General features: G+C 72.3%; 6 protein-coding genes. 4 read left to right on the plus strand and 2 right to left on the minus strand.

What is annotated here, in order from left to right:
• Window positions 1-192 precede the first annotated feature (192 nt).
• The 4 genes from AB0E19_RS14870 to glgB all read left to right on the plus strand — a co-directional run bounded on the left by AB0E19_RS14870 (window position 193) and on the right by glgB (window position 7831).
• Window positions 193-2187: an alpha-1,4-glucan--maltose-1-phosphate maltosyltransferase gene (locus tag AB0E19_RS14870; protein WP_362178710.1), complete on the plus strand. Its 1995-nt coding sequence runs from the start codon at window positions 193-195 to the stop codon at window positions 2185-2187.
• Complete coding sequence (gene treS / locus AB0E19_RS14875) at window positions 2184-3896, plus strand: maltose alpha-D-glucosyltransferase (protein ID WP_362178713.1); 1713 nt, start codon at window positions 2184-2186, stop codon at window positions 3894-3896. Before AB0E19_RS14870 ends, treS begins: the two co-directional genes overlap by 4 nt.
• Window positions 3897-4130: 234 nt before the next feature.
• Window positions 4131-5483 carry a maltokinase gene (locus tag AB0E19_RS14880; protein ID WP_362178716.1) on the plus strand — a complete coding sequence of 451 codons (1353 nt, stop codon included), beginning with the start codon at window positions 4131-4133 and terminating at the stop codon, window positions 5481-5483.
• A gap of 134 nt (window positions 5484-5617) precedes the next feature.
• Entirely contained in the window at window positions 5618-7831 is a 2214-nt protein-coding gene (glgB, locus tag AB0E19_RS14885) for a 1,4-alpha-glucan branching enzyme (RefSeq protein ID WP_362178719.1), read from the plus strand.
• A gap of 26 nt (window positions 7832-7857) precedes the next feature.
• On the opposite strand, the gene AB0E19_RS14890 is transcribed toward glgB, so the two are convergent.
• Together AB0E19_RS14890 and AB0E19_RS14895 are read right to left on the minus strand one after the other, a co-directional pair.
• Window positions 7858-10092, minus strand: a complete 2235-nt coding sequence (locus tag AB0E19_RS14890) for a UvrD-helicase domain-containing protein (protein ID WP_362178722.1) — start codon at window positions 10090-10092, stop codon at window positions 7858-7860.
• A gap of 143 nt (window positions 10093-10235) precedes the next feature.
• A complete protein-coding gene (locus AB0E19_RS14895; protein ID WP_362178725.1) occupies window positions 10236-11114 on the minus strand; it encodes an alpha/beta hydrolase in 879 nt (292 codons plus the stop codon).
• Window positions 11115-11391 lie beyond the last annotated feature (277 nt).

Here is an 11391-nt window from a genome sequence, read left to right on the forward strand (position 1 = left end):
GTCCCCGTACCCGTCCCGTACCCGTCTCCGCACCCGTCTTCGTACCCCTGCTTCATCCCTGTGGGCCCGCCATCCGAGTGAACGCGGTGGGGCGCGGCGATGCCGTCCTCCCCCCGGCCTCCGGCGCGGCTAGAAAGAGCGCACCACCACCCGCACCCCCGTAAACCGTCAGGTGATGCTGTGAATCCGCTCATGGGACGCATTCCCGTACTGGACGTCCGCCCGCTGGTCGACTGCGGCCGGCGCCCCGCGAAGGCGGTGGCCGGCGAGACCTTCGTGGTGTCGGCGACCGTCTTCCGCGAGGGCCACGACGCGGTCGCCGCCAATGTCGTACTCACCGGCCCCACGGGCCGTCCGGGGCCGTGGACCCCGATGCGCGAGCTGGCCGAGGGCTCCGACCGCTGGGGTGCCGAGGTCACCCCGGACGCCGAGGGGCCGTGGACCTACACCGTCGAGGCGTGGAGCGACCCGCTGGCGACCTGGCGCCACGCGGCGAGGATCAAGATCCCGGCCGGGATCGACTCCGAACTCGTCCTGGCCGAGGGCGCGGAGCTGCACGAGCGGGCCGCGAAGGGCGTCCCGAAGAAGGGCGGCGGCCGTGAGGCGGTGCTCGCGGCGGCCGACGCGCTGCGCGACGAGTCCCGGCCCGCGGCCGCGCGCCTCGCCGCCGCGCTCGCGCCGCGGGTCATGGAGACGCTGGAGCGGCATCCGCTGCGCGAACTGGTCTCCGCCTCCCCGGCGTTCCCGCTCCGGGTCGAGCGGGAACGGGCCCTGTACGGCGCCTGGTACGAGTTCTTCCCGCGCTCGGAGGGCGTGCGGAAGGTCAAGGGCCGTACGGTTCCGGGGAGTTTCCGCACCGCGGCCGAACGGCTCCCGGCCATCGCGGCGATGGGCTTCGACGTGGTCTACCTGCCGCCGATCCACCCGATCGGCGAGACCCACCGCAAGGGCCCCAACAACTCCCTGTCGGCGTCCCCGAGCGACGTCGGCGTGCCGTGGGCGATCGGCTCGCCGGAGGGCGGGCACGACGCGGTCCACCCGGACCTGGGCACGATCGAGGACTTCGACGCCTTCGTGGCCCGGGCCCGCGAGCTGCGCCTGGAGGTCGCGCTCGACTTCGCGCTCCAGTGCTCGCCGGACCACCCGTGGGTGGAGAAGCACCCGGAGTGGTTCCACCACCGGCCGGACGGCTCGATCGCCTACGCGGAGAACCCGCCGAAGAAGTACCAGGACATCTATCCGATCGCGTTCGACGGCGCCGGCGACAACATGGACGGGATCGTCGCCGAGACCGTGCGGGTGCTGCGGCACTGGATGGACCACGGGGTGCGGATCTTCCGGGTGGACAACCCGCACACCAAGCCGGTGGTGTTCTGGGAGCGGGTGATCGGGGAGGTCAACGACCGGGACCCGGACGTGATCTTCCTGGCGGAGGCCTTCACCCGTCCGGCGATGATGCGGACCCTCGGCGCGATCGGCTTCCAGCAGTCCTACACGTACTTCACGTGGCGGAACTCCAAGGACGAGCTGACCGAGTACCTCACGGAGCTGTCCGGGGACGTGGCGGCGCAGATGCGGCCCAACCTCTTCGTGAACACCCCGGACATCCTGCACGCCTATCTCCAGGAGGGCGGCCGGCCGGCCTTCGAGGCGCGCGCGGTGCTCGCGGCGACGCTCTCGCCGACCTGGGGGATCTACGCCGGGTACGAGCTGTGCGAGAACACCGCGCTGCGCGCGGGCAGCGAGGAGTACCTGGACTCGGAGAAGTACCAACTCAAGCCGCGCGACTGGGAGTCGGCGGAGCGGGCGGGCGCGACGATCACCCCGCTGATCACCGCCCTGAACCGGATCCGGCGCCGCCACCCGGCGCTCCGCCGGCTGCGGAACCTCACCTTCCACGACACCGGCAACCCGCAGGTGATCGCGTACTCCAAGAAGGAGGGTTCGAACACCGTTCTGGTGGTCGTCAACCTCGACCCGCACCACACCCAGGAGGCGACGGTCTCGTTGAACATGCCGGAACTCGGCCTCGGCTGGCACGAGACCGTACCGGTGCGCGACGAGCTCACCGGCGACACCTATCACTGGGGCAGGAACGCCTACGTGCGTCTGGAACCGGGCGTCACGCCCGCGCACGTGCTCGTCCTGCGACCGTCCCCGCAGACCGGAGGGTCACCCACCTCATGACCGTCAACGATCCCGTCCCCGACACCTTCGAGTCCACGCCCGCCAAGGACCTCGACCCCGACTGGTTCAAGCGGGCCGTCTTCTACGAGGTCCTCGTCCGGTCCTTCCAGGACAGCAACGGCGACGGCGTCGGCGACCTGAAGGGCATCACGTCCCGCCTGGACTACCTCCAGTGGCTCGGCGTGGACTGCCTGTGGCTGCCGCCGTTCTTCAAGTCCCCGCTGCGCGACGGCGGATACGACGTCGCCGACTACACCTCGGTCCTCCCCGAGTTCGGCGACATCGCCGACTTCGTGGAGTTCGTGGACGCGGCGCACCAGCGCGGGATGCGCGTGATCATCGACTTCGTCATGAACCACACCAGCGACCAGCACCTGTGGTTCCAGGAGTCCCGGCGCGACCCGGAGGGACCGTACGGCGACTACTACGTCTGGGCCGACGACGACAAGCAGTACCAGGACGCCCGGATCATCTTCGTCGACACGGAGACCTCCAACTGGACCTTCGACCCGGTCCGCAAGCAGTACTACTGGCACCGCTTCTTCTCGCACCAGCCGGACCTCAACTACGAGAACCCGGCCGTGCAGGAGGAGATCCTGTCGGCGCTGAAGTTCTGGCTCGACCTGGGGATCGACGGCTTCCGGCTCGACGCGGTGCCCTACCTGTACCAGCGGGAGGGCACCAACTGCGAGAACCTGCCGGAGACCCACACCTTCCTCAAGCGGGTCCGCAAGGAGATCGACGACCACTACCCGGACACGGTGCTGCTCGCCGAGGCCAACCAGTGGCCCGAGGACGTCGTCGACTACTTCGGCGACTTCCGCTCCGGCGGCGACGAGTGCCACATGGCCTTCCACTTCCCGGTCATGCCGCGGATCTTCATGGCCGTGCGCCGCGAGTCGCGCCACCCGATCTCCGAGATCCTGGCGAAGACGCCGGAGATCCCCTCCGGCTGCCAGTGGGGCATCTTCCTCCGCAACCACGACGAGCTCACCCTCGAAATGGTCACGGACGAGGAGCGGGACTACATGTACGCCGAGTACGCCAAGGACCCGCGGATGCGGGCCAACATCGGCATCCGGCGGCGGCTCGCCCCGCTCCTCGACAACGACCGCAAGCAGATGGAGCTGTTCACCGCGCTGCTCTTCTCGCTGCCGGGCTCCCCGGTGCTGTACTACGGCGACGAGATCGGCATGGGCGACAACATCTGGCTCGGCGACCGGGACGGGGTGCGCACCCCGATGCAGTGGACCCCGGACCGGAACGCCGGCTTCTCCTCCTGCGATCCGGGCCGCCTCTACCTGCCGGCCATCATGGACCCGGTCCACGGCTACCAGGTGACCAACGTGGAGGCGGGGATGGCCTCGCCGTCCTCACTGCTCCACTGGACGAAGCGGATGATCGAGATCCGTAAGCAGAACCGCGCCTTCGGGACGGGGACGTACACCGAACTGCCGTCGTCCAACTCCGCGGTGCTCGCCTTCCTCAGGGAGGCCGCTCCGGAGGGGGGAGAAGACGCCGATCTCGTCCTCTGCGTGAACAACTTCTCGCGGCACGCGCAGCCGACCGAGCTGGACCTGCGGCGCTTCGCCGGGATGCGGCCGGTGGAGCTGATCGGCGGGGTGGAGTTCCCCGCGGTCGGCGAGCTGCCGTACCTGCTGACGCTGGCGGGCCACGGCTTCTACTGGTTCCGCATGAAGCGGAGTTGACGGGAGGCCGATCCGGCCTCCGACGGGGTGGGACGGTTTCCTCCGTCCCACTCTGGGAACTGTGTCCCACACACGAACCACCCCCATCCGGGTCCATCCCGCTCCATCCATATGGATCTTCCCTTTCCGACACGTCCCGCACATCCGGACAGCCCCAGCCGCCATCCGGGACAATCTGCGCATTTGAACGCTTACGACAGCCCTGTGCGCACCCCGGGGAAAGGACGCGATGCCATGCCGGAGACCGCCGCATCCACCACCCGGGCCCCGGACGCCCTCCTTCCGTCCCTGACACCCCTGCTCCACGAATGGCTGCCCCGGCAGCGCTGGTTCGCGGGCAAGGGCCGCCGGGTCACCGGATTCACGCTGGACACGGCCACCGAGCTGCTGCCCCTGGACGGCCCGGGCCCCGGACTCCTCCACCTCCTGCTCCGGGTCGAACAGCCCGGCCGCCCCGCCGGAGAACCCGCCGACTGCTACCAACTCCTCCTCGGCGTACGGACCCAGCTGCCGCCGCGCCTCGCGCCCGCCCTCATCGGACGCGTCCGCCAGGGCCCGCTCGCCGGCCGCGCCGTCTACGAAGGGCTGCGGGACCCGCGCCTCGCCGGGCTCCTGTACGAGCGGCTGCGCACCCCCGGCCGCACCGGGCCGCTCCGCTTCCACGCCACCCGCGCGCTGCCCGGGGCGCTCGCGCCGCGGGTCCTCGACGCCGAACAGTCCAACTCCTCGCTGGTGTTCGGCGACGCGTACATCCTCAAGATCTTCCGCCGGGTCAGCCCCGGCGCCAATCCCGACCTCGAACTGCCCCTGGCGCTCGGGCAGGCCGGCTGCGCCCGCGTCCCGGCGCCCGTCGCCTGGTTCGAGTCGGGGGCGGCGACGCTCGGCGTCCTCCAGCCGTACCTCCGCGACTCGCGCGACGGGTGGCGGCTCGCTCTCGACGCGCTCGCGGCCGGACGGGAGTTCACCGCGGAGGCGCGGGCGCTCGGGCGGGCCACCGCCGAGGTGCACCTCGCGCTCGCCGCGGCCCTGCCCACCCAGCGGCTCGAACGCGCCGAGACGGAGGGCCTGGCCGCCGCGATGGACCGGAGGCTGCACGCCGCCGCGCAGGCCGTCCCCGCGCTGCTGCCGTACGTCCCCGGGCTGCGGGCGGTCTTCGCGGCCGCGGGCGACGCGGAGGGGGCGGGCACGGTGCAGCGGATCCACGGCGACCTGCACCTCGGGCAGACGCTGCGCGGCTCGGACGGCGGATGGGCCGTCATCGACTTCGAGGGCGAGCCGGCGAAGCCCCTCGACGAACGGCGCCGCCCGCAGCCGACGGTCCGCGACGTCGCGGGCATGCTGCGCTCCTTCGACTACGCGGCGCGTACGCACCGGCCCTGGAACGCGGAGTGGGCGGCACGCTGCCGGGCGGCGTACTGCACGGGGTACGCGGAGGTCGCGGGCGCGGATCCTCGGACGGACCCGGCGCTGCTCCGCGCCTACGAGACGGACAAGGCGGTGTACGAGGTCGTCTACGAGGCCCGCCACCGCCCCGACTGGCTCCCCGTTCCCCTCTCCGCCATCCACCGCCTCGCCACCCCTCCGTGACCCGGCCGCGCGCTGCGCCCGCGCCGCCGTGTCGCGGGAGGGGGTGGGACATGGCCCGTTCGGCGGAGTTTCCGGGCGGGTTGTGGGGGTGTTGACATGTTCGTACACATTCCGAGCTTTCTGGAGGCCCACCGGTGACCGCCAAGACGCCCCGCACAGCGCCCCCTCTCGACCCCGGCGAGCGCGCGCGGCTGCTCGCCGGCGAGCATCACGACCCGCACGCCCTCCTCGGCGCGCACCCGGTGAAGGGCGGGATCGTCATCCGGGCGCTGCGCCCGTGGGCGGGCGGGGTGACGGCCGTGCTGCCGAAGGGGCGGAAGGTCGAACTGGACGACGAGGGCGACGGGTTGTTCTCCGCGTTCGTGCCGCTGCTGCGGAAGGTCCCGGCGTACGAGCTCCGCGTGCGGTACGGGGACGACGAGCTCGCCGTACAGGATCCGTACCGGCACCTGCCGTCGCTCGGCGACCTCGACCTGCACCTGATCGGCGAGGGCCGGCACGAGGAGCTGTGGACGGCGCTGGGGTCGCGGGTGATGACGCACGGCGGCGTCACCGGCACCCGCTTCGCCGTCTGGGCGCCGAACGCCCGCGGCGTCCGCGTCACCGGCGACTTCACGCACTGGGACGGCACCGGCCTGCCGATGCGTTCGCTGGGGTCCACCGGCGTGTGGGAACTGTTCGTGCCCGGCATCGGGGAGGGGGCCGTCTACAAGTACGACATCACGCGGCCCGACGGCTCCCACACCGTCCGCGCCGACCCGATGGCACGCCGCACCGAGTGCCCGCCGGACACGGCCTCGATCGTCACCGAGTCGCACTACACGTGGGACGACGCCGCGTGGATGGCGCGGCGCGGCGCCCGGCCGCCGCACGAGGCGCCGATCTCCGTCTACGAGCTCCACCTGCCGTCCTGGCGTCCGGGCCTGACCTACCGCGAGCTGGCGGTCGAGCTGCCCGCGTACGTCCGCGAACTCGGCTTCACGCACGTCGAGTTCATGCCGGTCACCGAGCATCCCTTCGGCGGCTCCTGGGGCTACCAGGTCACCGGCTTCTTCGCGCCGACGGCCCGCCTCGGCACCCCGGACGACTTCAAGTTCCTGGTGGACGCGCTGCACCGGGCCGGGATCGGCGTCCTGATGGACTGGGTGCCGGCGCACTTCCCGAAGGACGACTGGGCACTGGCCGAGTTCGACGGGCGGCCGCTGTACGAGCACGCCGACCCGCGCCGCTCGCACCACCCGGACTGGGGGACCCTGGAGTTCGACTACGGCCGCAAGGAGGTGCGCAACTTCCTGGTCGCCAACGCGGTGTACTGGTGCCAGGAGTTCCACGTCGACGGCCTGCGCGTGGACGCGGTGGCGTCGATGCTCTACCTGGACTACTCCCGCGAGTACGGCGAGTGGCTGCCGAACGAGTACGGCGGCCGGGAGAACCTCGACGCGGTCGCCTTCCTCCAGGAGATGAACGCCACCGTCTACCGCCGCTGCCCCGGCATCGTCACCTTCGCCGAGGAGTCGACCGCCTGGGACGGGGTGACGCGGGCGACGGACCTGGTCGGGCCGGGCGGTCACGGCGGGCTCGGCTTCGGCATGAAGTGGAACATGGGCTGGATGCACGACTCGCTCCAGTACATGGAGAAGGAGTCGGTGCACCGCAAGTACCACCACCACGAGATGACCTTCTCGATGGTGTACGCGTACAGCGAGAACTACATCCTGCCGATCTCGCACGACGAGGTCGTGCACGGCAAGCGGGCGCTGGTGTCGAAGATGCCCGGCGACTGGTGGCAGCGGCGCGCGAACCACCGCGCCTACCTGGGGTTCATGTGGGCCCACCCCGGAAAGCAACTCCTCTTCATGGGGCAGGAGTTCGCGCAGGGCTCGGAGTGGTCGGCGGACCACGGGCCCGAGTGGTGGCTGCTCGACCCGGAGTACGGGGCGCAGGCCGACCACCGGGGCGTGAAGGACCTGGTGCGGGACCTGAACCGGGTGTACACGGCGACGCCCTCGCTGTGGGAGCGGGACACCGTGCCGGAGGGCTTCGAGTGGGTGGTCGGGGACGCCGCCGACGACAACGTCCTCGCCTTCCTCCGCTACGACGCCTTCGGCTCGCCGCTCCTCGCGGTCTGCAACTTCTCCCCCGTCGTCCGGCACGACTACCGGCTCGGCGTGCCGGACGCCTTCGCCGCCTGGGGCGAGGTGCTCAACACGGACGCGGCCCGGTACGGCGGTTCGGACGTGGTCGGCACCGACCCGGTGAAGACCGAGTCGGTGCCGTGGCACGGGCGGTCGGCCAGCGTCCGGACGACGCTGCCGCCGCTCGCGACGGTCTGGCTCCGCCCCGCGTGACGGCCGCCGGGCGGGCCTGACGGTCCTCAGGCCCGCCGGACGATCCCGAGCCGCTGGGTGGCCCGGGTCAGCGCCACGTACAGGTCGTTCGTGCCGTGCGGGGCGCCGGCCCGGATGCCGTCCGGGTCGACGACGAGGACCGTGTCGAATTCGAGGCCCTTCGCCTGGCGGGGGTCGAGGAGGACCACCGGGCTCGTGAGGTCGGGCTTCGGCCCGTACGAGGCCTCGGGGAGCGCCTCGACCAGGCCGGGCAGCAGCTCCGCCGGGGCGATCACCGCGAGCCGGCCCTCGGCGCGGAGCTCGGCGGCGACCGCGTCGGCGGTCTCCTTCACCGGGTCCTCGACCGCGCGGTCCCACGGCTCGACGCCGGTGGAGCGGACCGATCCCGGCGGCTCGAAGGCCGGATCGTCCTCGCGGCGCACGGCGGCCGCGACCGCCATGATCTCGGCGGGCGTGCGGTAGTTGACCCCCAGCCGCACGTGCTGCCAGCGGTCCTCCACGTACGGGGCGAGGATCCGCTCCCACGCGCCGACGCCGGCCGGGTCTCCGGTCTGCGCCGGGTCGCCGACGAGGGTCATGGAGCGGGTGGGGCTGCGGCGCATCAGGAGCCGCCACAGCATGGCGGACAGCTCCTGCGCCTCGTCGACGATGATGTGGCCGAAGGCCCAGGTGCGGTCGGCGGCGGCCCGCTCGGCGGCGGTGCGGTGGTCGGCCTCCTCGTGGCGCTCGGCGAACCGCTCCGCGTCGATGATGTCGTGCGCGGACAGCACCTCCGAGGCGTCCTCGTCGAGCTCCTCCTTGTCCTCGAACTCGTAGGTGCGGGAGGCGAAGGAGACGTCGAGGACGCCCTGCGCGTACTGCACCTGCCGCTGCCGCTCGGCCTCCTGCGCGGCCCGCTCGGCGGAGTCGTCGTGGCCGAGGAGTTCGGCCGCCTCGTCGAGGAGCGGTACGTCACCCGGGGTCCACGCGCCGCCGTCGCGGCGGATCGCCGCCGCGTCCTCCTCGGGGAGGTGGGTGGGCTCGGCGAGGTAGTCGGCGAGGAAGGCCTCGGGGGTCAGTTCCGGCCAGAGCTCGTCGATGGCGGCGTGCACGTCGGCGTTGGCGGCGATGCCCTTGGCGAGCAGCGCGATGTCGTCGGGGCCGAGGAAGTTCGGGCCGCCGTACGGGTCGGCGCCGATCCGGTCGGCGAGCTGCGCGGCGAGCGCGTCGAGGATCCGGAAGGCGAAGTAGGGGCGGGCGAGGTTGTGCGGCAGGGCGGTCTCGCGGGCCTTGTGGCGGGCCTCCAGGGCCATGTCCCAGTCGATGACGAGGTCGCCGTCCTCGTGCGGGACGACGAGCGGCGCCCCGCGCTCGGGGACCTGCTGCCGGTCGCGTACGGCCCCGGCGAGGGCGGCGGCCATCCGGACGTCGCCCTTCACCGCGGCGGCGCGCGGGGCGTCCGTGCCGGTGGCGCGGACGCCGGGGTACAGCTCGCCGGGGGTGGCGAGGAGGACGCCGGTCTCGCCGAGCGAGGGCAGCACGTTGCCGATGTAGCCGAGGAAGGCCGGGTTGGGGCCGACGATGAGGACGGCACGCTTCGCGAGCTGCTCGCGGTGGGCGTAGAGGAGGTACGCGGCCCGGTGCAGGGCGACGGCGGTCTTGCCCGTGCCGGGGCCGCCCTCGACGACGAGGACGCCGTGGTGCGGTGAGCGGATGATGGCGTCCTGCTCGGCCTGGATGGTCTGCACGATGTCGTGCATCCGGCCGGTGCGGGCGGCGTCGAGCGCGGCGAGGAGGACCTCGTCGGCGTCCCGGCCCTCGTGGCCGGAGCGGCTGCGGTCGGCGAGGTCGAGGACCTCGTCGTGGAGCGAGACGACCTCGCGGCCCTTCGTGGTGATGTGCCGGCGGCGGGTGAGGCCCATGGGCTCGTGGCCGGTGGCGAGGTAGAAGGGGCGGGCGATCTCGGCGCGCCAGTCGACGACCAGCGGGGTGCGCCGCGGGTCGTCCTCGCGCAGCCCGATGCGGCCGATGTGGTGGTCGCGGCCGTCCTTGAAGACGAGCCGGCCGAAGCAGAGCCCGGTCTCCCCGGCGTTGAAGGCGGCGAGCAGCCCCGACTGCTCGGCGACCAGGATGTCCCGCTCCAGGCGCGACTGCGCGCTCCCGGTCCCGGACGTCCCGAGCGCCTCGCCCACGGCGGCCTCGGCCCGGTCCCTCAGGTCGTCGAGCCGCGCGTAGAGCGAGGTGATGAATTTCTGCTCGTCCCGAATTGGCTCGGTTGACAATTCGACTCCCAGCGCGATACAGTGCCTTTAGTGAAATGCTCCGTGAATTCGTTACGACATCGTCGGGAACGGGCACACGGAATTCACCAATATAGGCGCCGCACCACCCCGACTGTCAATTCAGCCGGGGTTTTTTCGTGCCGTCAGGCGCTCTCGGTGTGGCGCAGGATCTCCTTCGCGAGCGGGTCGTGGACCTCCGGCGGAAGGGCGTGGCCCATGCCGGGGATCTCGGCGAGCCGGGCGCCGCGGATCACCTGGACGAGGTGCTCGGCGTGCGGCGCCGGGGCGACCGGCTCCGCCGGGGCGGAGATCACCAGGGTGGGCACCTCGGTGGCGGCGAGCCGTTCCGTACGGACGAGGCCCGAGTAGTCGGCGCGGGCGTGGGCGGTGCCGGGGACGTGGTGCCCGGTGTGGGCGACGATCCGGCGCTCCTGCGCGCGGAACCACTCCGCGTCGAAGGGCAGGACGTCGCCGGCGAGGACCCGCCAGTGCGCGACCCGGGCGTCCAGCTCCCCCTCCAGGTCCCGCTCCCGCGCCGGCCGGGACCACAGCTCCAGCAGCGCGGCGGAGGGTCCGGGCAGCTCCTCGACCGGGGTCAGGGTCCCGTCCGGGGCGGTGTACGGGGTCGCGCTGAGCGCGGTGGTGCCGATGACGGTCGCGCCGAGCAGCCGGTCGGGGTGGTCGGCGACCAGCAGCTGGGTGAGCAGTCCGCCCAGCGACATGCCGACCACATGGGCCCGCTCGACTCCGCACGCGTCCAGGACGGCGACGGCGTCCTCGGCGAGCCGGGAGAGCGGGTAGGGCCTCTCGTCGAAGGCCCAGGTGGAGCGGCCGGTGTCCCGGTGGTCGTAGCGGATCACCCGGTGCCGGGCGGCGAGCCGCTCCACGAGTCCGTCGGGCCAGGCGAGCCCGGACGCCTGGGCCCCCATGACCAGGAGCAGCGGGGGCAGGCCGGGGTCGCCCTGCTCCTCGACCCAGAGCCGTACGCCGGGCTCCACGTCCACAAACCGTTCGCGCGTCATGCCGCTCCCCTTCCGTCGAACTCAACGAGACGAGACGTATCGTATCGCCATCCCCCCGGAGGAAGTCAAGCACGAAGAAGGGCGGGCCCCGGGGGGTCCCGCCCTTCGCGCGCGGCAGGCCGTCCGCGCCGCGCGCCCGGCCTGATCCGGAAGAAGCGGCCTAGGCCGCTTCTTCCGGATCGGGCCGGATCAGGGAGCGGCGTCTGGTGCGTGCGCTCGCAAGGCGGAGGAGGGAGTCCATGCGGAGCATCGGCGACCGACGACAACGCGGCGAGCG

The sequence above is a fragment of the Streptomyces sp. NPDC047974 genome, from assembly GCF_040653375.1.
Classification (GTDB): Bacteria; Actinomycetota; Actinomycetes; order Streptomycetales; family Streptomycetaceae; genus Streptomyces.